The sequence below is a fragment of the Nocardioides sp. GY 10127 genome, assembly GCF_004919085.1.
In the GTDB taxonomy this organism is placed as follows: domain Bacteria; phylum Actinomycetota; class Actinomycetes; order Propionibacteriales; family Nocardioidaceae; genus Nocardioides.
The window spans coordinates 391,241-413,585 of record NZ_STGL01000002.1 but is presented as its reverse complement, the minus strand read 5'-3'; the positions used below and the strand labels follow the sequence as shown (position 1 = coordinate 413,585).

The 22,345-nt window shown below is 73.3% G+C and carries 19 protein-coding genes and 1 other RNA gene; 15 read left to right on the top strand and 5 right to left on the bottom strand.

Features of this window, described 5'->3' with window-relative positions:
• Window positions 1–57 precede the first annotated feature (57 nt).
• Window positions 58–1,671, top strand: coding sequence for a heme peroxidase family protein (locus E8D37_RS03565; protein WP_206055543.1), 1,614 nt, complete (start codon window positions 58–60; stop codon window positions 1,669–1,671).
• Here E8D37_RS03565 and E8D37_RS03560 read toward each other — a convergent pair.
• Window positions 1,668–3,218 carry a GMC family oxidoreductase gene (locus E8D37_RS03560; protein ID WP_136568370.1) on the bottom strand — a complete coding sequence of 517 codons (1,551 nt, stop codon included), beginning with the start codon at window positions 3,216–3,218 and terminating at the stop codon, window positions 1,668–1,670. The two genes, E8D37_RS03565 and E8D37_RS03560, sit on opposite strands and share 4 nt — an antisense overlap.
• Window positions 3,219–3,446: 228 nt before the next feature.
• Here E8D37_RS03560 and E8D37_RS03555 point away from each other — a divergent pair, with 228 nt between their 5' ends.
• The 11 genes from E8D37_RS03555 to E8D37_RS03500 all read left to right on the top strand — a co-directional run bounded on the left by E8D37_RS03555 (window position 3,447) and on the right by E8D37_RS03500 (window position 15,361).
• A complete protein-coding gene (locus E8D37_RS03555) occupies window positions 3,447–4,229 on the top strand; it encodes an IclR family transcriptional regulator C-terminal domain-containing protein (RefSeq protein ID WP_168929599.1) in 783 nt (260 codons plus the stop codon).
• 168 nt (window positions 4,230–4,397) lie between these two features.
• Window positions 4,398–5,579, top strand: a complete 1,182-nt coding sequence (locus E8D37_RS03550) for an acyl-CoA dehydrogenase family protein (protein WP_136568368.1) — start codon at window positions 4,398–4,400, stop codon at window positions 5,577–5,579.
• Window positions 5,576–6,112 carry a flavin reductase family protein gene (locus E8D37_RS03545; protein WP_168929598.1) on the top strand — a complete coding sequence of 179 codons (537 nt, stop codon included), beginning with the start codon at window positions 5,576–5,578 and terminating at the stop codon, window positions 6,110–6,112. The genes E8D37_RS03550 and E8D37_RS03545 overlap by 4 nt, the downstream gene beginning before the upstream one ends.
• Before the next feature lie 112 nt (window positions 6,113–6,224).
• A complete protein-coding gene (locus E8D37_RS03540) occupies window positions 6,225–7,004 on the top strand; it encodes a DUF1028 domain-containing protein (protein ID WP_168929597.1) in 780 nt (259 codons plus the stop codon).
• On the top strand, window positions 7,001–8,632 hold the full coding sequence (locus tag E8D37_RS03535; RefSeq protein WP_136568365.1) for a thiamine pyrophosphate-binding protein: 1,632 nt from the start codon (window positions 7,001–7,003) through the stop codon (window positions 8,630–8,632). Before E8D37_RS03540 ends, E8D37_RS03535 begins: the two co-directional genes overlap by 4 nt.
• A 111-nt stretch (window positions 8,633–8,743) precedes the next feature.
• Window positions 8,744–9,706: an ABC transporter permease gene (locus E8D37_RS03530; protein WP_136568364.1), complete on the top strand. Its 963-nt coding sequence runs from the start codon at window positions 8,744–8,746 to the stop codon at window positions 9,704–9,706.
• Window positions 9,703–10,506: an ABC transporter permease subunit gene (locus E8D37_RS03525; RefSeq protein ID WP_136568363.1), complete on the top strand. Its 804-nt coding sequence runs from the start codon at window positions 9,703–9,705 to the stop codon at window positions 10,504–10,506. Before E8D37_RS03530 ends, E8D37_RS03525 begins: the two co-directional genes overlap by 4 nt.
• Window positions 10,507–10,508: 2 nt before the next feature.
• The gene (locus tag E8D37_RS19690) at window positions 10,509–11,612 is read left to right on the top strand and encodes an ABC transporter ATP-binding protein (protein ID WP_168929596.1); all 1,104 of its coding nucleotides are present in this window, start codon (window positions 10,509–10,511) and stop codon (window positions 11,610–11,612) included.
• A 19-nt stretch (window positions 11,613–11,631) separates the two neighbouring features.
• Window positions 11,632–12,756 carry a M20/M25/M40 family metallo-hydrolase gene (locus E8D37_RS03510; RefSeq protein WP_168929595.1) on the top strand — a complete coding sequence of 375 codons (1,125 nt, stop codon included), beginning with the start codon at window positions 11,632–11,634 and terminating at the stop codon, window positions 12,754–12,756.
• Window positions 12,753–13,880, top strand: a complete 1,128-nt coding sequence (locus tag E8D37_RS03505; RefSeq protein WP_136568361.1) for a zinc-binding dehydrogenase — start codon at window positions 12,753–12,755, stop codon at window positions 13,878–13,880. The genes E8D37_RS03510 and E8D37_RS03505 overlap by 4 nt, the downstream gene beginning before the upstream one ends.
• Window positions 13,877–15,361 carry an aldehyde dehydrogenase gene (locus E8D37_RS03500; protein WP_136568360.1) on the top strand — a complete coding sequence of 495 codons (1,485 nt, stop codon included), beginning with the start codon at window positions 13,877–13,879 and terminating at the stop codon, window positions 15,359–15,361. The genes E8D37_RS03505 and E8D37_RS03500 overlap by 4 nt, the downstream gene beginning before the upstream one ends.
• Here the strand turns inward: E8D37_RS03500 and E8D37_RS03495 are convergent.
• Window positions 15,336–16,487, bottom strand: coding sequence for a pyridoxal phosphate-dependent aminotransferase (locus E8D37_RS03495; protein WP_168929594.1), 1,152 nt, complete (start codon window positions 16,485–16,487; stop codon window positions 15,336–15,338). The two genes, E8D37_RS03500 and E8D37_RS03495, sit on opposite strands and share 26 nt — an antisense overlap.
• A gap of 108 nt (window positions 16,488–16,595) precedes the next feature.
• Here E8D37_RS03495 and E8D37_RS03490 point away from each other — a divergent pair, with 108 nt between their 5' ends.
• Both E8D37_RS03490 and E8D37_RS03485 read left to right on the top strand, forming a co-directional pair.
• Entirely contained in the window at window positions 16,596–18,656 is a 2,061-nt protein-coding gene (locus tag E8D37_RS03490) for a CocE/NonD family hydrolase (protein WP_240770172.1), read from the top strand.
• 162 nt (window positions 18,657–18,818) lie between these two features.
• The gene (locus E8D37_RS03485; RefSeq protein WP_168929593.1) at window positions 18,819–19,892 is read left to right on the top strand and encodes an extracellular solute-binding protein; all 1,074 of its coding nucleotides are present in this window, start codon (window positions 18,819–18,821) and stop codon (window positions 19,890–19,892) included.
• An 86-nt stretch (window positions 19,893–19,978) separates the two neighbouring features.
• On the opposite strand, the gene E8D37_RS03480 is transcribed toward E8D37_RS03485, so the two are convergent.
• Together E8D37_RS03480 and arr are read right to left on the bottom strand one after the other, a co-directional pair.
• On the bottom strand, window positions 19,979–20,638 hold the full coding sequence (locus tag E8D37_RS03480; protein WP_136568356.1) for an endonuclease/exonuclease/phosphatase family protein: 660 nt from the start codon (window positions 20,636–20,638) through the stop codon (window positions 19,979–19,981).
• Window positions 20,639–20,701: 63 nt separating this feature from the next.
• Complete coding sequence (gene arr, locus E8D37_RS03475) at window positions 20,702–21,160, bottom strand: NAD(+)--rifampin ADP-ribosyltransferase (protein WP_136568355.1); 459 nt, start codon at window positions 21,158–21,160, stop codon at window positions 20,702–20,704.
• A gap of 417 nt (window positions 21,161–21,577) precedes the next feature.
• On the opposite strand from arr, the gene E8D37_RS03465 reads away from it, so the two are divergent.
• Window positions 21,578–21,895 carry a hypothetical protein gene (locus tag E8D37_RS03465; protein WP_136568354.1) on the top strand — a complete coding sequence of 106 codons (318 nt, stop codon included), beginning with the start codon at window positions 21,578–21,580 and terminating at the stop codon, window positions 21,893–21,895.
• 39 nt (window positions 21,896–21,934) lie between these two features.
• On the opposite strand, the gene rnpB is transcribed toward E8D37_RS03465, so the two are convergent.
• An RNA gene (gene rnpB, locus E8D37_RS03460) (RNase P RNA component class A) lies at window positions 21,935–22,318 on the bottom strand.
• Between the last annotated feature and the right edge of the window lie 27 nt (window positions 22,319–22,345).

Here is a 22,345-nt window from a genome sequence, read left to right as displayed (position 1 = left end):
GTCACATCTCGGTGCCCCGGGCGGCGGACGGGCCGTCCGGGGCGAAGGAAGGCCGCCATGCCCGCACCTGTTTCCGCCGCGCGCGCCGCGCACGGGGGGCTCGCTCCGAGGGGTCTCGAGGGGACCCCTTCCTCACGCAGCTTCGCCGGCCGCTTCGGTCGGATGTTCCGCGAGCTGCCCAGCCACGACGTGCCCGACGACGTCCTCGTCGCCCTGGCCGAGTCCATGATCCAGCCGGTCACCGGCGGCCACCTCGACCTGCCCATCGACAGCGACGACCGGGGCGAGAACACCGCGGTGCGCCACGGGGAGCTCCGCGCACCGGCGGCGTACACGTTCTTCGGCCAGTTCGTCGACCACGACATCACCTTCGACCCGGTCTCGAGCCTGACCCGCCAGAACGACCCCGAGGCGCTGGTCAACTTCCGCACCCCCCGCTTCGACCTGGACAACGTCTACGGCCGCGGGCCCGCCGACCAGCCGTACCTGTACGAGCCCGGCGGCCTGCACTTCACCCTCGGCGAGGAGGTCTCGGGGGACGCCCGGTACGCCGGCCCCGACCTGCCCCGCGTGGCCAGCGGCCGCGCGCTCATCGGGGACCCGCGCAACGACGAGAACCTCGTCATCGCCCAGCTCCAGTGCCTGGTGCTGCGCTTCCACAACGCCGTCGTCGACCAGGTGAGCGCGGAGCACCCGACCTGGTCCCGCGGGGACCGGTTCCGGCTCGCCCAGCAGGTCGTCCGGTGGCACTACCAGTGGGTGGTCGTCCGGGACTTCCTCCCGCGGCTGGTGGGCGACGACGTCGTCGACAGCCTGCTGGGGGAGTCGAGCTACCTGACCTCGCCCAGCGCGTCGGGCAGCACGGCGAGGCCCGACCTGCGGTTCTACCGGTGGCGGGAGAACCCGTACATGCCCGTGGAGTTCTCCGTGGCCGCCTACCGCTACGGGCACTCGACCGTGCGGCCCAGCTACGCCCTCAACGACGCCTCGGTGGTGGACCCGCCGATCCCCGGCGTCTCCCGCATCCCCACGTTCTCCGGGGAGGGCGGCCCGCACCAGTCGCTCAACGGGTTCCGGCCCCTGGAGAAGGAGTGGGGGCTGGACTGGCGGTTCTTCCTGCCCGGCATCCGCGGGGCCCAGGACACGAGCCTGCCGGCGGGGTTGCCCCAGCCGTCCTTCCGGATCGACACGCAGCTGGCGCACCCCCTTGGCCGGCTGCCCGAGTCCACCGCGGAGGCACAGGCCATCGTCTCCGGCTTCCCGCCCGACGTGGCGCGGTCGCTGGCGACGCTCAACCTCGTCCGAGGCAAGCGCATGGGGCTGCCGGCGGGGGAGGACGTCGCCCGCAGGATGGGGCTGGAGCCGCTGGGGCGTGAGCAGCTCTACGGCGACTCGACGCTCACGAGCGCCCAGGTCGACGCGCTCGTCGACCGCACGCCGCTGTGGTTCTACTGCCTGAAGGAGGCCGACGTCCTCACGGGCGGCACCCAGCTGGGCCCGGTGGGTGGGCGGATCGTCGCCGAGGTGCTCGTGGGGCTCCTCGCCGGTGACCCCACGTCGTACCTCAACGTGGAGCCCACGTGGACGCCGACGCTCCCGGGCCGGCGGTCGGGGCAGTTCACCCTGAGCGACCTGGCCAACGTCGTGCTGGACGCGGAGGGGATCGCCTAGCGGCCGGGCCAGTCGGCGGCCAGGAGGTCGGCGGCGCGCTCGGCGACGGTGAACACCGTGCCGACCGGGTTGACGGCCGTGAGCACGGGGAACACCGACGCGTCCGCCACCCTCAGGCCGTCCAGGCCGCGCACGCGCAGGGTGGGGTCGACGACTGCGGAGGGGTCGTCGACCGCACCCATCCGGCAGGTGCCGGACACGTGGTAGACGGTGTGGTGGGTCGCTCGGACGAGTGCGGAGAGCTCCTCGTCGTCCTGCACGTCCGGGCCGGGGAAGAGCTCGCGGCCCACCCACGAGGCGAACGGCTCGACCTGGGCGATCCGCCGAGCCATCCGCACCCCCTCGACCAGCACGCGCTCGTCGTGGCCGTCGGGGTCGGTGAAGGAGCGGTAGTCGATCCGGGGTGGACGCTCGGGGTCGGCCGAGTCGACCCAGACCCGGCCGCGGCTCCTGGCGCGCGCGACGTTGGGGGTGAGGGAGAGCGTCGGCTCCGGCACGTCGTGGCCGAGCGCGGTGGCGTGCTCGGCCCAGGTCAGCAGCGGCACGTGCACGAGCAGGTCGGGGCGCTGCTCCTGCGAGCCGGGCATCCGGGCCAGGACTGCGGCGTCCCAGTCGGCCGCGCGGACGTCCGGGAGCGCGCGTGCCGCCTCCCAGACGACGAGGCCCTCCGGGTGGTCCATCAGGTTCTCGCCGACGCCGGGCAGGTCCAGCAGGACGGGGACGCCGGCCGCCTCGAGGACCGCGCGAGGCCCGATGCCGGAGAGCTGGAGCAGTCGGGGCGTGTCGATCGCGCCCGCGGTGAGCACCACCTCGTGCCGGGCGGTGAGGACCCGCTCGCGTCCCTCCCCGTCGACCACGCGGACGCCGTGCGCGCGGGCGCCCGTGACCAGCACCTGCACCGCGCGGAGACCGAGCAGCACCCGCAGGCGGTCGGGCAGGTCCGCCAGGGGGTGCAGGTAGGAGACCGAGGCGGAGGACCGGACCCGGGTCTCGGGGTGGTAGCCGATGTCGAGGAACCCGGCGCCCTCCACCGGCTCGAAGCCGGTGTTCCAGTCGGGGACCAGGGGAACGCCCAGCGCGTCGGCGGCCGCCTGCGTGGCGTCGGCGAGGTAGGGGTTGCGGTGCTCGGGCGGGATGGGTCCGCTGCGGACGCGGCTGGTGACCCGTTCGTAGTAGGGCAGCACCACGTCGGGTCCCCAGCCCTCGGCGCCGAGCGCCTCCCACTCCTCCAGGTCGGCCGCCGGCGGCCGCCACATGATCATGGTGTTGTGGGTGCTGCACCCGCCGAGGATGCGGGCGCGCGACTGCCGGATCGCCGAGTTGCCGCGCTCCTGCGGCTCGCAGCGGTAGTCGAGGTCGTACTCGCCCTCCATCATCTCGGCGTGCCGCGTGATGTCGAGCGCGCGCGGCTCGTCCTCGTCGCTGGGGCCCCACTCGACCAGGGCGATCGTGGCGTCGGTGAGCTCGGCCAGGCGGCGGGCCACCACCGCCCCGGCGGTGCCACCACCCACGACCAGGTAGTCGAACGTGTCCTCGGTGGTGCTCATCGGGCGCTCACGGGCGGGGCCTCCTGGTGGGTGGGTTCCGGACGCTACCGGGTCCGTCCCCGGCGTCCTGCTGCTCCCCGCGCGTGGCGGACGTCGTTGCGCTGCCCCCGCAGCCCGGTCGCTCGGCGTAACGTGTCCGACTGCTGACGGTCACGTGGCCGGGGCAGGGTGTGGCCGGGCAAGGTGTGGCCGGGCAGCGTGTGCGGCGAGAGACAGGAGGGGCGTGGGGTGAGCACGGCGATCGCGTCATCGTTGGACAAGGCACTCTCGCTCCTGTTCGCCTTCGCGGATCCGGAGGAGGACCAGCGGGTCCTCACCGTGTCCGGCCTGGCGGAGCGCTCGGGCATGGACAAGGCGCAGGTCTCCCGCTCGTTGGCGACGTTCGCCAAGTACGGGCTGGTCGAGCGGCTCGGCCCGCGCCGGGGCTACCAGCTGGGCTGGGCCGTCGTGCACATGGCCTCCCGCGCGCTGCTCGCGCAGACGATCAGCTCCACGTACCCCCGCCTGGCCCAGCTCGCCGCGGAGATCGAGGAGACGGTCTACATCAGCGTCCGCGACGGCAGCCAGCAGCGCGCCCTCGCCGTCTTCGAGCCGGACCGGATGCTCTACGTGCAGATCCGCACCGGGCGCCCGGAGCCGCTCATCGGCACCGCCAGCGGCTACGGGCTGCTGGTGCGCTCCGACGAGCAGGAGGTCCGGGCGGTCTACGACTCGATCGCCCGCCGCGACAGGGCCCAGGTCGGCAGCTGGAGCACGGTGTGGCGCCAGCTGCGCGAGATCGCCGAGCAGGGCTACGCCGTCGTGACCGACCCCGGCGGCGAGCACGTGACCAGCGCGGCCGTCCCGATCTTCGACGTCGGCAACTACGCCGACCGCGTCTACGCGACGGTCGCCGTCTCCGCCCCGGAGGGCCGCTTCGAGGCGCAGCGCGAGCTCATCATCAAGGGCCTGCAGGGCATCGCCGGCCACGCCAACGACTTCCTTCAGGGCCAGCAGGACCCGCGCGGCTGAGGTCCCGCCGCACCGCCCGCCCCCGTCCTCACCGGGGGCCGTCGAGGGCCGTCGAGGATTAACACACTCGTTACGGCCTGCGCCGGAGCGCGCCCTGAATCCGGTGCTAACTTCGCAACGCAAGTTGATGGATGCTCAACAAAGTCGAGACGACGGAGGGTGTGCTGCATGCGTAGCGAGGCGGAGCTGCTGGAGCTCGTGGAGAGCTTCCGGGAGCCGTTCACGGCGACCGTGGCGAAGCACGACCGGGAGGAGTCCTTCCCGGCGGAGAACTTCGAGCTGCTGCGGCAGAACCACCTGCTGGCGCTCACCGCGCCGGTGGACCTCGGCGGCGAGGGCCTGTGGGCGGGGGACCGCTTCGGCACCTACTACCGCCTCCTGGCGACGATGGCCGCGTTCGACTGCAACACCAGCCAGCTGCTCCAGGTGCACTCGCACGCGCTCGGCATCCTCTGCGCGACGGCCACGCCCGCCCAGCACGACACCTACGTCAAGGACATCGTCGCCAACGGCAAGGTGCTCGCCTCCGTGGGCAGCGAGTCCTCGCCGGCGAAGACCTCCGACGGCCTCTACGTCCAGGAGCTGCAGCCGCAGGACGACGGCAGCTGGGTGCTGACCTGCGAGAAGCACTTCGCCTCGGTCGCCGCCGGCGCCGACTACCTGCTGATCTGGCTGGCCGTGCCGGGCGACGCGCCCTACGAGCAGCGCACCGTCTGCGTCCTCGTCCCCTCCGACGCCCCCGAGGTCGAGCTCGTCGACGAGTGGGACGTGATGGGCATGCGCGCGACCGTGAGCTGGGGCGTGAAGGTCACCGACCTGCACCTCCCCGCCGACGCCGTCTTCGGTGCCCCGGGCTACTGGGTCAAGGACGAGGTCCGCACGTTCTCGCTCGGCTTCGCCGCCAACCACGTCGGCCAGGCCCAGGGCATCCTCGACTTCTGCCTGGCGTGGGTGCGCAAGCGTCCCCACCTCCAGCACAGCGACCTGATGATGGTCCGGCTGGGCTCCTCCGCCTCCCAGCTCGCGATGCTCCGCGCCGGCCTGGACGTCGCGGCCGCCGAGTGGGAGCGCGGCGAGGACCCCGACCTGGCGGAGCTGAAGTCCCTCCAGGTGCTCCACGTGGCGAAGAAGGTGCTGCTGCACGTCTCGCAGGAGGCGTTCGACATCTGCGGCGCGCGGGCGGTCTTCCGCTCCCTCCCGCTGGAGCAGGCCTACCGCGACGCCCGCGTGTTCACGCTGCACACCCGGGACGAGCACCTCACCGCCAGCGTGGGCCGCGGCCTGCTCAACGGCGACTTCTCCGGCAAGGGCTACATCGACGGCGCCACGGTGCCGCGCGTGGGCAAGTGAGCGCCTCCGTGACGTCCACCGACGCCCTCGACCAGCGTGTCTTCCGTCGCGCCGTCGGGCGCTTCTCGACGGGGGTCACGGCGGTCACGGCGCTGACGGACGACGGTCAGGTCTCCGCCATGACGGCGAACTCCTTCACGTCCGTCTCGCTCGACCCGCCGCTCGTGCTCGTCTGCGTGCGGCACGAGGGCCAGATGGCACCGCTGCTCGTCGAGCCCGGGCGACCGTTCGCGATCAGCGTCCTCAGCGCCCACCAGGGCGAGGTGGCCACCGCGCTGGCCGGTCGAGGTCGGGACCTGGCGTCGATGGAGGTCTTCTGCACCGAGCCTGGTGAGGAGCTCGGCGGGCCGCTGGCCGGGGTCCCGGTCGTCGCCGGGGCGCGCGGGCACCTGGCCTGCGAGGTGCACGCCGTCTTCCCGGGCGGGGACCACCACATCGTCGTCGGGCGCGTGACCGGGGTGGCCGCCCACGAGGGGGAGCCGCTCATGTTCGTGGACGGCGAGCTCGTGGGCACCCACCGAGCCGCCTCCTGAGCGGCGACCGCGCGGGCACCCCCGCACAGCAGCCGCACAGCCAGGGGTGGCACGCTCGTCGCCGGCCCGGACCGTCCCGTCCACCCCACGACGACCAGGCAGGAGTCGCCCCGTGACCTTCTCGATCCTGGCCCGCGACCCCGCCACCGGCGCGATCGGGCTGGCGGCCACGACCGCCGACCTCGCCGTCGGGGCCCGGGTGGCCTTCGGTCGCGCGGGCGTGGGCGGCGTCCTCACCCAGCACACGACGGACCCCCGCCTGGGCCCGCGCGGGCTCGACCTGCTCGCCTCCGGCCTCGACGCGAGGGCCGCCCTGGCCGAGGTGCTCGCCGGCGCCACGCGCCCCGCCGCCCGCCAGCTCGCGGTCGTCGACGCCGGGGGCCGCACCGCCGTGTACTCGGGCAGGTTCGTCGACCCCCGGTGGTGCTACTCCGAGGCCTTCGACTCCTTCGCGGTCATCGGCAACGTGCTGGCCTCGCCCGCCGTGGGCCGGGCGGTCGCCGACCGCTACCGCGCCGGCGAGGGCGAGGACCTGGCCGCGCGGCTCGTGGCCGCGCTCCGGGCCGGCGAGGAGGCGGGCGGCGAGCAGTCGCCGCTGGTCTCGGCCGCGCTCCAGGTCCACCTCGAGCAGCCGTTCCCCTACGTCGACGTCCGCGTCGACTCCTCCCCGACCCCCCTGGTCGCCCTCGCCCACCTGGTCGAGGCGACCGCCACCAAGCGGGACGACTACGTCCGCCGCGCCCTGGACCCCGACGTCGGCTACGCGAGCGGGTACGCGGACACCGGCGTCGACCTCGAGACCGACCTCCACCTCACCAGCCACCCGAGCACCGACCCGCGCACCGACCCGCGCACCGACCCGAGCACCGACCCGGAAGGGGACCCCCGATGAGCACGCCCGACCTCCCGCCCACCCGCACGGTGGGGGTGGCCCTCGTGGAGCTGCTGGAGCAGCTCGGCGTCGAGGTCGTCTTCGGCATCCCCGGCTCGCACAACCTGCCGGTCTTCGACGGGCTGGCCCGCTCCTCGATCCGGCTCGTCAACCCGCGCCACGAGCAGGGCGCCGGGTTCGCGGCCGACGGCTACGCCCGCGCCACCGGACGGCCCGGCGTGCTCGTCACGACCACCGGCCCCGGCATCCTCAACGCGGCGACGGCGCTGGCCACCGCGTGGGCCGACTCCGTGCCGGTGCTGGCCATCTCGACCGGCGCCCGGATCGCCGACGAGGGCCACGAGGTCGGCTGGCTGCACGAGAGCAAGGACCAGCACGCCAGCCTCGCGGGGCTCGTCACGAGCCTGCGCCCCCGCTCCGAGGAGCGCCTCTACGGCGACGTGGTGGAGACCTTCGCCCGATGGCAGGTCGCCCGCACGCGCCCCGTGCACCTCGACGTCCCGATCGACCTGCTGGCGGCGCCGGCCACCGCGCCCCTGCCGGCGCTCCCGGTCCTGTCCCCGGGGGCCGCGCCCGCCGGGCTGGTCGCGGAGCTGGCCGCACGGCTGCGCTCGGCGCGGAGCCCGATGCTCGTGGTGGGCGGGGGAGCGGTGCGCGCCCGGGCCCAGGTCAACCGTCTCGCCGACCTGCTCGGCGCCCCGGTGGCCACCTCGCGGGCCGCGGCCGGCGTCCTGGACCAGGGGGCGGACGCGGTGCCCACCACCGTCCTGCCGTACGCGCCCGAGCGGCTGGCGGACGCCGATCTGCTGCTCGTCCTGGGCTCCGAGCTCTCCCAGCGCGACGTCCCGCCCGCGGTGGCGGCCTCGCTGCCGCCCGTGTGCCGGGTGGACGTCGAGCCGGGCCGCCTGGCGCACGGCCGCCCCGGTGACCTGCTGGTCGTGGCCGACGCGGCGGCCACGCTCGACGCGCTCCTGGCTGTGCTGGAGGCGGACCCGCCGACGCCGCTCGCTGACCGCTGGGAGCGCCAGCGCGGCCTGGCCGACGCCGTCCAGGCGAACTACGACGGCCCCCTGCGCGGGCTGCACGACCGCCTGGCCGCGGTGCTCCCGGACGACGTGGTGCTGACCGGCGACAGCTCGCAGGTCTCCTACCTCGGCACCGGGGTGCACTACCCGTTCGCGACCCCGCGCTCGTTCCTCTACCCCGACGGCTTCGCGCCGCTGGGCTACGCGCTGCCCGCCGCGATCGGGGCGTGCCTGGCCGCCCCCGAGCGGACCACCGTGGCGCTGGCCGGTGACGGCGCCTTCCTGTTCTCCCTGCCGGAGCTCTCGGTGGCCGTGGAGGAGCGCCTTCCGCTGCTCTACGTGGTGGTCGAGAACGGCGGCTACCAGGAGATCGAGGAGGAGATGGTCGCGGCGTCGATCGAGCCGGTCGGGGTCCGCTTCGGCTATCCGGACCCGGTCGGACTCGCGACCGCGTTCGGGGCCCGCGGGGTCCGCGCGAGGACGCTCGACGACCTCGTCGCGCTCGTGGCCTCCTTCGCCGGGGACCGGGCCGGGGCAGGGGTTCCTGGGCCTGTCGTGATCGCCGTCCACGAGGACGCTGTGGGGGATGTTGCGGGCCGGTAAAAGCGGCATGACGGCTGCTTCCCGCCCCCTGACCTGCGCTTTTGTTGCGCTATTGTCAACGAGAGTTGTGTTCGACCCGCTCCTGCCCGGAGCCCGACCGCGAGGACGTGGATGCTCGTAGATGACCGGCCCGACGCCGGCGCGACCCGCCCGCCGACCAGCCAGACGACCCCGCCCGCGAGGCGCAGCCCGGCGACCCGTGTCGGGTCCGCGCTGGGTGGCCTGCTGGCGATGGTGCCGACCTGGCTGCTCGTCGTCGTCCTGTTCCTGGTGCCGATCGTGTTCCTCGCGGTCGCCTCCCTGGCCACCTTCAACTGGGACACCGGCAAGCTGGACTGGGTCCTCACCTTCGAGAACTACACGGAGCTCTTCCGCTCCAGCACCTTCGTGGCGTTCAAGAACTCGATCTTCCTCTCGGTCGTCGCGACGATCGCGTGCGTGCTCATCGGCTACCCGATCGCCTACGCCATCTCGCTCACCTCCGGGCGCGCCCAGAAGCTGCTGCTGCTGGCGGTCATCACGCCGTTCTGGACGGCGTTCGTCGTCCGGGTCTACGCGTGGCTCACGCTGCTCGGCCCCGGCGACCTCGTCCCCTGGATGCTCAGCCTCACCGGGCTCACGTCCTCGGACCTGGACCTCACGTACACGAACACCGCCGTGCTCATCGGCATCGTCTACTGCTACCTGCCGCTGTCGATCCTGCCGGTCTACTCGGTGCTCGAGCAGATCGACCGCAACCTCGTGCTGGCCGCGTACGACCTCGGCTACTCCCCGGCGAAGGCCTGGTTCAAGGTGACGCTGCCGCTGTCCCTGCCGGGCGTGGCCGTGTCCGCGCTGCTGGTCGGCATCCCCTGCCTGGGGGAGTACACGATCCCGGCCGTCCTGGGCGGCGGGAAGACGCTGATGATCGGCAACCTGGTCACCAACGCCTTCACCGGCACGGGCAACTACGCCGCGGGCGCCGCGATCGCCATGCTGCTGCTCGCGGTCATCCTGGTGGCGAACTGGGGCCCGCGCGGGATCGCCGCCCTGGTCCGGCTCGCCACCCGCGTCCTCACCAGGAGCGCGGCATGACGAACCACAAGACCGTCACCGTCCTGGCCGTCCTCGGCCTGCTGTTCCTGTGGGTGCCGATCGTCGCGATCGCTGCCAACGCCTTCAACGGCGACAAGCTGCTGCTCGAGTGGGGCGGGTTCACGACCCGCTGGCTGCACCAGACGCTGCGGGACGCCGAGTTCCGCACCGACCTGCGCAACTCCTTCGTCTGCGCGGTGGTCGTCGCGGCCCTCTCCGTCGCGGTGGCCTTCACCGCGGCCGTGGGGCGACGCGGGCTGCGCTCGGGCCGGCTCGACCGAGCGGACGACTCCCTCGTCCTCCTGCGCATGGTGATGCCCGAGGTCGTGGTGGTGATGAGCATCTTCCTCATCACCCGCCTGCTGGAGATCGAGCTGGGCTGGGCGCTCGTGGTGGCCTCGCAGGTCGTCTACTGCTCGGCCTACGCCTTCCTCATCATCAACGCCCGGATGAGCCAGCTCAGCGACGTCTACGAGAACGCCGCCCGCGACCTGGGCGCGCGGCCGCACGTCGTGTTCGCCCGCGTCACGGTGCCGCTCATGGTGCCCAGCATCCTGGTGGCCTTCCTGATGACGTTCACGTTCTCCATGGACGACGTCGTCAGCCCCACGTTCCTCGGTGGCCCCGACGTCACCACCCTCCCCACGCTGATCATGGGGATGATCCGTCACGGTGTGACCGCCGACGTCAACGCGGTGGCGCTCCTGGCCATGGTGTTCTCGCTGGTCCCGCTGTTCGCTGCCCTGACCCTCACCGGGGTCCGGAACCTCGGTGCCGTCGGCACCGACAAGAGAGGCTGATCGTGACCACCTCCGAGCCGCTCCTCACCCTCGAGGGCGTCACCAAGCAGTACGCGTCGGCCTCGGCGCCGACCCTCGTCGACCTCGACCTCACCCTGGACCGGGGGGAGTTCTTCTCCCTCATCGGCTCCAGCGGCTGCGGCAAGACCACGACCCTCAAGCTGGTCTCGGGCCTCGAGCAGCCGACCTCCGGCCGGATCGTCCTCGACGGCGTCGACATCTCGCGGGTGCCCAGCCACAAGCGGCCCGTGCACACGGTCTTCCAGAACTACGCCCTCTTCCCGCACATGAGCGTCGCGGACAACATCGCCTTCGGCCTCAAGCAGGCGGACGTCCCGCGCCGCTCGATCCGCGGCAAGGTCGACGAGGCCGTCGAGATGGTCGGGCTCCAGGCCAGCACGCACGCCAAGCCCGGCGAGCTCTCGGGCGGCATGCAGCAGCGCGTGGCGCTGGCCCGCGCGCTCGTCCTGGAGCCCAAGATCCTGCTGCTCGACGAGCCGCTCGGTGCCCTCGACCTCCAGCTGCGCCACCAGATGCAGATGGCGCTCAAGGAGATCCAGCGGGCCACCGGCGTCACCTTCCTCTACGTCACCCACGACCAGGAGGAGGCGTTCACGATGTCGGACCGCATCGGCTTCATGCACGCCGGCGAGCTGGTGCAGGTGGCCCCGCCGACGCAGATGTACCACCAGCCCGGCAACGCCCGGGTCGCGGACTTCGTGGGCACGGCCAACACCTTCCCGGTGCTGAGCAAGGACGACGCCACGGTGGTCGCCGAGCACTTCAAGCTGCCCGCGGCCGAGGTCGCGCAGGTGCCGGACGCCGCGGGCACCGCCGCGCCCGACGGCTGGGTGGTCGTCGTCCGGCCCGAGAGCCTCCGCGTGCTCGGGCCCGCCTCGCCCCGCCCGTGCGTGTGCCTGGAGGGCACCGTCGCCGACCTCTCCTTCAAGGGCTCCTACACCTCGGTGAAGGTGACGCTGCCCTCCGGCGACCTCGTCGCCAACGCCGACCTGCGCACGGCCACCGGCCTGGCGTTGGGGGAGCCGGTCCGGCTCGGCTTCGACGCGCAGGACGCCTGGGTCTGCCCGGCCGTCCCGGCCGCCTGAGCGCACCGTGCCCGACCCCGTGACCGCCTTCCCCTGGGAGCTGCTCGGTCGGCTCGTCGACACGCCGGGCGGGTCGTTCGACGTCGACGCGATCAACCGGGTCGGCGACCTGCTGACCACGCACCTGGAGGCCCTCGGCTACGCGGTGGCCCGCCACCCGGTGACCGGCCACGGCGACGCCGTCGTCGCCGAGCTCACCGCCGGCGGGGACGGCCCGGCCCCGACGCTGGTGCTCGTCGGGCACAGCGACACCGTCTGGCCTGCGGACTACGACCCGTCGTGGCGCTTCACGCTCGGCGGGACCCGCGCGGAGGGACCCGGCGTCGGGGACATGAAGGCTGCGCTCCTGCTCGCCGCGGAGGCCGGGCGGCGGGCCGTGGACGCCCTGGCCGTGCGGGGGCTCGGCGCCCGCGTCGTCCTGCTGGTGATCCCGGACGAGGAGGTCGGCAGCGTGGCCTCGCGCCCGCTGGTCGACCGGTGGGTGGCGGAGGCGGACCTCTGCGTCGGCCTGGAGGCCGGCAAGCCGGGCGACGGGTACGTCACCTCCCGCGGCGCGGTGGGGGCGATGAAGGTCGAGGTCACCGGGCGCGCGGTCCACGTGACCGAGCCCGGTGGGGTCAACGCCCTGGACGCGCTCGTGCCGATCGCGACCGAGGTGGCCGCCCTGAGCGGCCCCGAGGTCCTCGTCTCCGTGTGCCACCTGGAGGCCGGGGCGTCGCGCCAGGTCGCCGCCGGCCGCGGCTTCCTCGAGGTCGACCTGCGGGCCGACGACGACGAGGTGCTCGAGGCGGCGGTCGACGGGGTGCGACGGATCGCCGCGCGGGTCGCGGACGGCTTCGCGGGCGAGGTCGTCGTGCACGGCGGACGCACCCGGCCCGGCCTGCCGGTCGAGCGCTCCGCCGAGCCGTGGCGGCTGCTGCTGGCGGTGCACGGGCCCGGGCAGGTGCCCTTCGGCGTCCACGAGCGCGGCGGGTCGGACGCGAGCACGTTCGCCGCTGCCGGCGTCCCCACCCTCGACGGCTTCGGGCCGGTCTGCTTCCACAACTGCGCCGAGGGCGAGTACGTGACCGTGGAGTCGGTCGAGCGACGCACCGCCCTGCTCGCCGACCTACTGGTCGCGTGGGTCGAGGAGGCGGGGCGATGACCGGGGCGACACCAGGCGAGGCGAGCGGCGAGGCGAGCGGCGGGCTGATGCCGGCCGTCTACGTGGAGCCCGACGGGGCGCTCTCCGTCCGGCGCCTGCCGGTGCCGGTCCCCGGGGAGGGCGAGGTGCTGCTGCGCACCCTCGCCTCGGCCCTGTGCGGCTCCGACCTCCACCGCTTCCGTGGCTCGCACTCCTACGGCGAGGACACCGACGTGTTCGGGCACGAGTCCTTCGGCGAGGTGCTCGCCTGTCCCTCCGGCGCGCTGGCGCCCGGCACCCGCGTCCTGCACCTGCCGTTCCCGGCCGAGGGTCGCGTGTGCGCGCCGTACCAGGCGGCGCGGGAGTCGCAGCTCCTCCCGATGCCTTCGCACCTGGACCCCGAGGTGGCGGTCTTCGCCCAGCAGCTCGGCACCGTGGTCCACGGCCTGCGCACCTTCCTCGGTGACGCGGTGCTGGAGGCGGGCGTCGTCCCCGCCGCTGTCCCCGCCGTTGTCCCCGCCGCGGCCTTCGTCTGCGGTGCCGGCCCCGCCGGGCTGCTGTTCGTCCAGCTGCTGCGCGCGCTGGGCTGCGCCGACGTCCAGGTGTCGGAACCGGTGCCGCACCGCCTCGCCCTCGCCCTCGCCCTGGGCGCCCGCGAGGCGCCGGCCGAGCGCGCGCAGGTGCCGTTCACCGTGGACGCCTCGGGGACCCCGGAGGGTCGCCGCGAGTGCTACGAGCGCACCGCGCGGGGCGGGACGATGGGGGTCTTCGGCCTCCCGGACGACGAGCCGGGCGACCTGGCCGTGAGCGTCCTCGACCTCCTGCACAAGGACCTGCGCCTGGTGGGGGCCCAGGGCGCGCAGAGCGAGCCAGGCCTGACCTCGTTCCGGCACGCCATCCGGCTGCTGGCCGAGGGCACCCTCGACCCCTCGCCGCTCGTCTCCCACGTGGTGGACGTCGAGGACGTCCCGGCCGCGGCCCACGCCGCCGCCCACGCCGCCGCGGGGACCGTCAAGGTCCTCGTCGTGCCCGGGTCGCCGCGGGTGGACCTGGGCTCGGGCGCCGGGGAGCGGCACCCCACACCCCAGCCGACAGATCAGCACGACGAGCAGGACGAGCAAGCACAGATGGAGGAGCAGGGATGAGCACGCCGGTGTGGTCCGAGGTCCGGGCGTCGATGACGCTGGAGCGGGACCTGTTCGTCGACGGGGCGTTCGTGCCCGCGGCGTCGGGGGAGCGGTTCGCGACGGTCGACCCGGCCACCGGGGACGTGCTCGCCGAGGTCGCGCGCGGGGCAGACGAGGACGTGGACCGCGCGGTCGCCGCCGCCCGCCGCTCGTTCGAGGCGGGACACTGGTCGCGCGCCGACCCGGCCGAGCGCAAGCGGGTGCTGCTCGCCGTCGCGGACCTGGTGGACGCGCACCGCGACGAGCTCGCGCTCATGGAGAGCCTCGACGGCGGCAAGCTCGTCCGCGACACCCATGCCTGGGACGTCCCGGGCACCGCCGCGATCCTGCGCTGGTACGCCGAGGCCGTCGACAAGGTGTACGGCGAGGTGGCGCCCACGGGTCGCTCCTCGCTGGCGCTGGTCACCCGGGAGCCGCTCGGCGTCGTCGGGGCTGTCGTGCCGTGGAACTACCCGCTCGAGATGGCGATGTGGAAGCTGGCCCCCGCGCTGGCGGCCGGCTGCTCGGTGGTGCTCAAGCCCGCCGAGCAGACGCCGCTCTCGGCGCTCGCGTTCGCCAGGCTGTGCGCCGAGGCGGGCCTGCCGGACGGCGTCCTCAACGTCGTGACGGGCTTCGGGGCCGAGGCCGGCCGCGCCATCGGCCTGCACGAGGACGTCGACGCGGTCGCCTTCACCGGCTCCACCGAGGTGGGCAAGCTCTTCCTCGGCTACTCCGCGCAGTCGAACCTCAAGCAGGTCTGGCCCGAGTGCGGCGGGAAGAGCGCCAACCTCGTCTTCGCCGACGCGGGCGACCTGGCGGCCGTGGCCGCCCGGGCCGCGGCGGGCGTCTTCTTCTGCACCGGCCAGGTGTGCTCGGCGAACTCCCGTCTGCTGGTCCAGCGGCCGGTCGTGGACGAGCTCCTCGACCTCGTCCGGCGCGAGGCCGAGGCCCTCCGCGTCGGCGACCCCCTCGACGAGCGCACCGACCTGGGCCCGCTCGTCTCGCTGGAGCAGCGCACCCGCGTGCTCGGGCACGTCGACGCGGCGCGGGCCACGAGCCGGCTCGTCACCGGCGGAGGTGTGCCGGCCGGCCTGCCCGAGCAGGGCGCCTACGTGCAGCCCACGATCTTCGCGGACGTCTCGCCGACCGACCCCCTGTGGGCCGAGGAGGTCTTCGGCCCGGTGCTGGCGGTGACGCCGTTCGACACCGAGGAGGAGGCCGTCGAGCTGGCGAACCGCTCCCGCTACGGCCTGGCCGCCTCGGTGTTCACCGACGACCTGCGCCGTGCGCACCGCGTGAGCGACGCGCTCGTCGCGGGCACCGTGACCGTCAACGGGGTCGACGCCATCGACGTCACGGTGCCGTTCGGCGGCTTCAAGCAGTCCGGCTACGGCCGGGACCTCTCGCTGCACGCCCTCGACAAGTACACCGGGCTCAAGACCCGGTGGTTCCACCTCTGAGCACCTCGGCGATGACGGCCACGGCCCGCTCGATCTCCTCGTCGGGCCGGGTCAGGCTGAGGCGCAGGTAGGAGGTGCCGTGACCGCTCAGCTCGCCGAACGCGGAGCCGGGGACGGCCACCACGCCGGCCTCGACGAGCGCCAGCGCCACGGCCATGTCGTCCGCGCCGTCCGGGAGCGCCACGAGCCGGTAGAAGGTGCCCGCGGCCGGCCAGGACGGCAGGCCGTGGGCCTCGAGCACCTTCGTGGCCAGCTCCTGGCGGGCGGCGTAGAAGGCGTGCATGGGGGCGGTGTCGGTGTCGAGCACGCGCAGGCCGGCCTCCTGGGCGATGGAGGAGACGCCGCCCATCATCAGCATCGTGTACTTCTCGCGCAGGGCCTCGGGCACGAGCGCGACCCCGAGCCGGTACCCGGTCATCGAGTAGGTCTTGGAGAAGGAGTAGACGCCGATGGTGCGGTCGGGCGCCAGCGCGTAGGCGTTGAGGACGTCGCCGCTGAACTGCATCGCGTGGTAGACCTCGTCGGCCACGACCCAGGCGTCGTGCGCGCGGGCCAGCTCGACGATGCGCAGGTGGTCCTCGCGGCTCACGACCGAGCCCGTCGGGTTGTTGGGGCTGTTGACCACCACGACGCGGGCGCCGTCGGCGAGGCCGGCCTCGATGGCAGCCAGGTCGGGCCGCCAGCCGTCCTCGGGGTCCAGGGCGTAGGTGCGTGTGTGGACCCCGAGGGTGCTCGTGAACATGCCGTAGCCCGGGTAGCCGGGGGAGGGCAGCAGCACGGTGTCGCCGGCGTCGCAGAACAGCGCGAAGGCGAGGGTGAGCGCCTCGGAGCCGCCGGCGGTCACGTGCACGGCGTCCGCGGTGAGGGGCGCCTCCAGGGAGTCGCCCAGGGACGCGGTGAGGTGCTCGGCGAGCCGCTCCCGGAACGCCGGGAGGCCGCGGGTGGGCAGGTAGCTGCTGCCCGCGCCGAGGATCTCGCCGCCGACCTCGGCGAGGACGGCCGGCTCGGGGAAGTCCGGCTCACCGATGTCGAGGCGGACCAGCGGGTGGGTGACCTGACCTGCGCGCTCGGCGATGGCGCGGATCGTCGAGGGGCGGAGCTGCTGGGCCCGTGAGCTGAGTCGCACTGGTCTTCCGTTCGTCGCGTCGATGGCAGCGGAGGCCGTAGGAAACGTGTGCAGTGAACAACTACTGTTGTCGTGGACGCAACTGAAGGAGTCCGATCCCACGTGGTGATGAACAACGACGGCGCCGTCGCCGCGACCCCCGTGCTCACCGACCTCCCATACGAGGTCGACCGCGAGGTCGTCGAGGTGCCGATGGCCGACGGAGTGCTGGTCTCGGTCAAGCTCTGGCGGCCCCGGCACGACCGGCCGACCGGCACGATCCTCGAGGCCATCCCGTACCGCAAGGACGACGTCTCGGTGCTCGACGACGAGACGCGGTTCGGCTACTTCGCCGGCCACGGGTACGTCTGCGCGCGGATGGACCTGCGCGGCTCGGGCAGCTCCGGCGGCGTCCTGCTCGACGAGTACTCGACCCAGGAGCAGCGCGACATCTGCGAGGTCGTCGCCTGGCTCGCGGCCCGGCCCTGGAGCAACGGCAACGTCGGGATGGTGGGCATCTCCTGGAGCGGCTTCAACTCCCTCCAGGTCGCGGCCCTCCGCCCGCCCGCGCTCAAGGCGGTCATCTCCGAGGCCTCCACCGACGACCGGTTCGCCACCGACGTCCACTACCTCGGCGGGTCGCCGCTCGGCTTCTACATGAACCTCTGGGGCAGCGAGCTCCACCTCTACAACATGCGGCCGCCGCGCTCGGACGTCGCCGCGTACGACGACTGGCGCTCGGAGTGGCGCACCCGCCTGCGCTCCAACGTCGACTACACGGCGCTGTGGCTCTCCCACGCCCGCAAGGACGCCTACTGGCAGCAGGGCTCGGTGCAGTTCACCGAGGGTGGCCTGGGGTGCCCGGCCCTCATGGTCGGGGGCTGGGCGGACGCCTACACGGACGCGGCCTTCCGCGTGCAGGCCCGGCAGCCCGACTCCACCCGGCTGCTGATCGGCGCGTGGGGCCACACCTGGCCCGAGCGGCCCGAGCCCGGGCCGGGCATCGACTTCCTGGCCTTCTCGCGCCGCTGGTGGGACCACTGGCTGCTGGGGGAGGAGAACGGGATCGAGGACGACCCCGCCCACACCTTCTACCTGCAGGAGTTCACGCCGAGCCGCGAGGACCTCGACCACCGGCCCGGCACCTGGCTGGCCGTCGACCGCCCCGAGGACGTCGCCCGGGCCGCGACGCCGCGGGTGCTGCACCCGACCGCCGACGGGCGGCTCGCCGCCGACCGCCCGGCCGCGGCCGCCGTCCGGCACGAGGGCTCGCTGCGGGTCGGTGCCCGCGCGCGGCACATGCTGCCGATGGGCGTGCCCACCGACCTGCCCGTCGTCCAGGACGAGGACGACGCGCGCTCGCTCTGCTTCGACCTGGAGGTCGGGGACGACGGGCTGGAGATCCTCGGCCAGGTCGAGCTGGCCCTCACGACCGTGGCCGCGACGGCCGATGCGAGCGTCTTCGTGCGGCTGTGCGACGTCGACCCCGACGGGCACTCGCACCTGGTCTCGTGGGGCAACCTCAACCTGGCGCACCGGGACGGGAGCCTGCCCGAGCAGGTCCGCCCGCTGCGCCCCGGCGAGCCGGAGGAGTGGCGGTTGCGCCTGAAGCACACCGCCTACCGGTTCGCGCCGGGCCACCGGCTGCGGCTGGCGGTCTCCACCGCCTACTGGCCGTGGATCTGGCCGCTGCCGGACCTGGTGGACCTCGACGTGCTGGTGGGGCCGAGCACCGTGGTGCTGCCCGTCCTCGACCGCTCGGTCGTGCGCCCCCTGGACGCCGCCGACCTCGGCACGCCCGTCATCGCGCCGGCGCCGGAGCTGGAGAAGGTCGACGAGTCCACGGCGTACTGGCGCTCGGAGGAGCCCCGACCCGGCCACCTGGTCACGGCGAAGGGCCACGCCGGGTACTCCTCGGTCGGCTCGCCGGCGGAGGGGTGGCGGCTCGGCGTCCTGGAGGACGACGCGGAGTGGGAGGTCGAGGACGGCGACCCGCTCAGCGCGGTGATGACCCGCCGGTGCGCCCAGGAGTTCGCGTGGGACGGGCACGAGGCGACCATCCGCCTCACGAGCCGGATGAGCTGCGACAGGGACACCTTCACGGTGGAGATCGCCGAGGAGGCGGTGCTCGACGGGGAGCTCTTCCACCGGGCGTCCAGCACCCACGTCGTCCCGCGTGACCATCACTGACCCCCGACTCCCTGCCCCCGCGAGGGCCGGATTTCAGGGCTGTGAAACGTGGGCGAAGTCCGTGTTTCCGGGCGCTGAGCGCAACATTCGTTGATCTATTGTCAATGACTGTTGAAGCCGGAGTGGTGACGAACGGAGAAGAAGTTGCTTAGTCGCAGGAGTGTGCTCGCCGGTGTCGGTGGGCTGTCGCTGACGGGCCTGCTGGCGGCCTGCTCGGGTTCGAGCTCGAGCTCGTCGTCGTCCTCGTCGTCGAGCGGCCTCGCGCTGACCGACGAGCAGACCCTCACGTTCCTCAACTACGACGGGTGGATCGGCAAGAAGACCGTCTCCGGGTTCACCTCGCAGTACCCGGCGATCACGGTGAAGCAGCCGAGCCTGCCCTCGGGCGGCTCGGGCGCGATCATCACGCTGATCCGGCAGAACCCCAAGGCCTACGACCTGGCCCTGCTCGGCAACGCGAGCGCCCAGGCCGCCCAGGTCGCCGGCATCCTCAACGACTTCGACTCCTCGCAGGTGCCGAACCTGTCGAACATCCCGGAGAAGTTCCGCACCGCGTACCCGTACGGGATGCCGCTGGAGCAGGGCAAGGTCGGGATCATGTACCGCAAGGACCTGCTCGACTCCCCGCCGACCTCCTGGGCCGACCTGTTCGACCAGATGGGCTCGACGCTCTCGGACCAGGTCGTCCTGCCGAACTACGACGTCGACGTGATGTCGATGGCGCTGCTCGCCCAGGGCTACGACATCAACACCGAGAGCGAGGACGAGCTGCAGTCCGCGGCCGACCTCGTCATCGACGCCAAGCCGAACATCAAGGCCTTCCTCGACAGCGGCCGCGTCGCGGCGCTCAAGAAGGGCAGCGCCACCGTGGCCGTCGGCTACGACTACGAGACCGCCGGCGTGCTCGGCGTCGACGACACCATCGGCTGGATCGCCCCCTCCGAGGGCATGCCCGCCTACCTCGACGGCTGGACGATCTTCGGTGAGTCCGAGCACCAGGCCGCCGCCTACGCGCTCATGGACTTCATCCTCGAGCCGAAGAACTACGCCGACTTCATCAACACCACCGGTGCCTCGTACCTGATGCCCGACGCGGCCGGCAAGATCGACGCCAGCATCACCGGCAACGACGCCCTGGCGCTCGACCTCGACCAGACCATCGTCTACGAGGGCTACGTCTCCGGCGAGCTGCAGAACTTCCGCAACACGCTCTGGTCGGACATCCAGGCCGCCTGACGCCTGTCCCCGGCTCTCTCCCGCACCCGTCGTCCTGCTGGGCGGCGGGTGGGGGCGTGCTGGGGTGTGTGGGGTGCTGCCTGGGCTCACCGGTGCTCGACGGCGACCACGTAGGCGTCGTGGTCGGAGAGCCTGCTGCCGTCGTGCTCGGCCACGTGCCGGGTCGCCTCCGCGGCCCAGCCCGAAGGCACGGCCACGTGGTCGATGCTGGCCAGGCCGTCGATCCGGTGTGGGGAGTCAGAGGTGGCCGCGCGCAGGCCGAGGTCGTCGAGCGCGGCGAGCAGGTGGGCGCGCCCGCCCATCGACCCCGCGTACTCACGTCCGTGGAGCGCATGGTTCCAGTCGCCGCCCCAGACCGTCGGCCGCGCCTGCGCGATCGCGTCGACGGCGTGGGCGGTCCGTTCCTTCGACGTCGTGCCCACCCAGGGCTGCGCGGAGCCGCACGACCGCCAGGGGAGGACGGAGGACGCCAGCACGACGCGCTCGTCCCCATCGTCCGCGGTGACCTCGGCGAGCGCGGTGGCTCCGTGGGGCTCGGGCAGCGGGCGCAGCGGACCGATGCTGAACACGCCGGCCCATCGTCGACGCGGCGCCATGACCCCCCGGGTGAGATGCCGGTGCATCCCCGGGACCTCGACGCGCTCCGAGACCTCCGTGAGCAGCAGGACGTCGCACGCCAGGCTCTCCAGCAGTCGGAGATGGGCGTCGCCCCAGCGGCCGGCGAGGTTCCACGTCCCGATGCGCACGGACGGATCATGGCGCTCGGTGCCCGGGTGCCGTGGCCGAACGTCTGATCCGGCAGGGGTGGGTCAGTCCTCGATGACGTCCCGGCCCTCGGCGCGCAGGCGCTCCAAGCCGGCGAGCATGCCGGCGACGGCCTCGGGGTCGTGGGCGGGCCAGTCGGCCACCTCGCCGACGACGCGCAGCGGGTGGCGGGTGCGGAACGATCGGGTGGGGTTGCCGGGGAACTTCTTGTCGGTGACGTTCGGGTCGTCCTCGAACGGCCCCGTCGGCTCGACCAGGTAGACGCGGCCCGGCCCCGCCTCGGTGAGCGCTGAGGCGAGCTCGGCACCCCACACCGCCGCCTCGACGTCCCCCGCGAAGTAGACGTGGTTCATCACCCGCTCGGCCTGGAAGTTCGAGCGGTGCCCCGCGACCAGTTCGTCGCCGACCCGGAGCGCGGCCGCCGTGCCGTGCCAGAACGGCCCCTCGACGGTGCCGCACGACTCCAGCGTGACGGGGACGCGGCTGCGCTCGGAGAAGTCCACGCCGCCATGGTGCCTGGCGGGCCGTGGGTGGTCGACGTTTGGTCACCAACGTGCGGTGGGCACGGCGTGTCGCGGCCGTCTCTGACCAATCGTGGCGGGGACGGGCGGCTTGCTGTGGTTGGTGGGGCGGGGGTGGTGGTTGGCGTTGGAGGGGCGGCGGTGGGGACGGCCTCGGCTCTGCGGGGCGACGTTTGGTCACCAACGTGCGGTGGGCACGGCGTGTCGCGGCGGTCTCTGACCAATCGTGGCCGCCAGCCGCCAGCCGCCAGCCGCCAGCCGCCAGCCGCCAGCCGCCAGCCGCCAGCCGCCAGCCGCCAGCCGCCAGCCGCCAGCCGCCGCCCAGCGCCGCCGAGTCGGGCCGCAGCGCGCCGTCCGCCTACGCTGACCCCACCGTCCCCGAGCCCGAGATGAGGTCCCGTGCCCGCCAGCCGTTCCGCCCGGCAGAGGAAGGCCGGCGTCGAGGCCGGCCCGCTGGCCGACGTCCGCATCGACCTGAGCCCGGACGACTCCTTCGCCTACAAGATCTCCTGCACGCAGTGCGAGGTCCCTCGGCCCGGCTCCGGCACCCGTGCGTGGAGCACCCGGCGCAAGGGCGAGGACAACGGCTACATAGCCGCCATGGACCGGTGGATCTTCCACCTCGTCGCGCAGCACCCCGACGCCGAGGCCCCGTGCCTGGCCTACCTCGACCAGGCGCAGGCCCGGCTCCAGGAACGGCGCGACGCTCGCGGCTGACCCGACGGCGGCAGCCGGGGGAGGACAGGAGCAGGGGCGCGGACGGGCTGGTCTGTAGGCCGGGTTCTGTCCCTGGTGACCAGGGGGCGACCATCCATCTACGAGTGCCGTTGCCGACACCCTCCAGCGGTCTACCCGCACACTCGGGCGGGCCGCCCTCGAACGTGTGCGCGCCACCGTGAGGTGGCTTCTTGACCTTGCTCCGGGTGGGGTTTGCCGAGCCGACCGAGTCACCTCGGCCGCTGGTGGTCTCTTGCACCACCGTTTCACCCTTACCTGACCCGTGAGGGCCCGGCGGTCTGTTCTCTGTGGCACTTTCCCGCGGGTTGCCCCGGGTGGCTGTTAGCCACCACCCTGCCCTTCGGAGCCCGGACCTTCCTCGGTGCCCCCGTGAGGGAGCAACGCGGTCGCCCGACCAGCCCGTCCGCAGTACGGCAGCGTAGCGTCTGC

What these genes read in the sequence shown, in the direction of transcription:
- E8D37_RS03560 (WP_136568370.1), bottom strand. Translation starts at nt 3,218, where the DNA reads ATGAGCACCACCGAGGACACGTTCGACTACCTGGTCGTGGGTGGTGGC.
- E8D37_RS03565 (WP_206055543.1), top strand. Translation starts at nt 58, where the DNA reads ATGCCCGCACCTGTTTCCGCCGCGCGCGCCGCGCACGGGGGGCTCGCT.
- E8D37_RS03505 (WP_136568361.1), top strand. Translation starts at nt 12,753, where the DNA reads ATGACCGGGGCGACACCAGGCGAGGCGAGCGGCGAGGCGAGCGGCGGG.
- E8D37_RS03535 (WP_136568365.1), top strand. Translation starts at nt 7,001, where the DNA reads ATGAGCACGCCCGACCTCCCGCCCACCCGCACGGTGGGGGTGGCCCTC.
- E8D37_RS03490 (WP_240770172.1), top strand. Translation starts at nt 16,596, where the DNA reads ATGAACAACGACGGCGCCGTCGCCGCGACCCCCGTGCTCACCGACCTC.
- E8D37_RS03500 (WP_136568360.1), top strand. Translation starts at nt 13,877, where the DNA reads ATGAGCACGCCGGTGTGGTCCGAGGTCCGGGCGTCGATGACGCTGGAG.
- E8D37_RS03525 (WP_136568363.1), top strand. Translation starts at nt 9,703, where the DNA reads ATGACGAACCACAAGACCGTCACCGTCCTGGCCGTCCTCGGCCTGCTG.
- E8D37_RS03550 (WP_136568368.1), top strand. Translation starts at nt 4,398, where the DNA reads ATGCGTAGCGAGGCGGAGCTGCTGGAGCTCGTGGAGAGCTTCCGGGAG.
- E8D37_RS03530 (WP_136568364.1), top strand. Translation starts at nt 8,744, where the DNA reads ATGCTCGTAGATGACCGGCCCGACGCCGGCGCGACCCGCCCGCCGACC.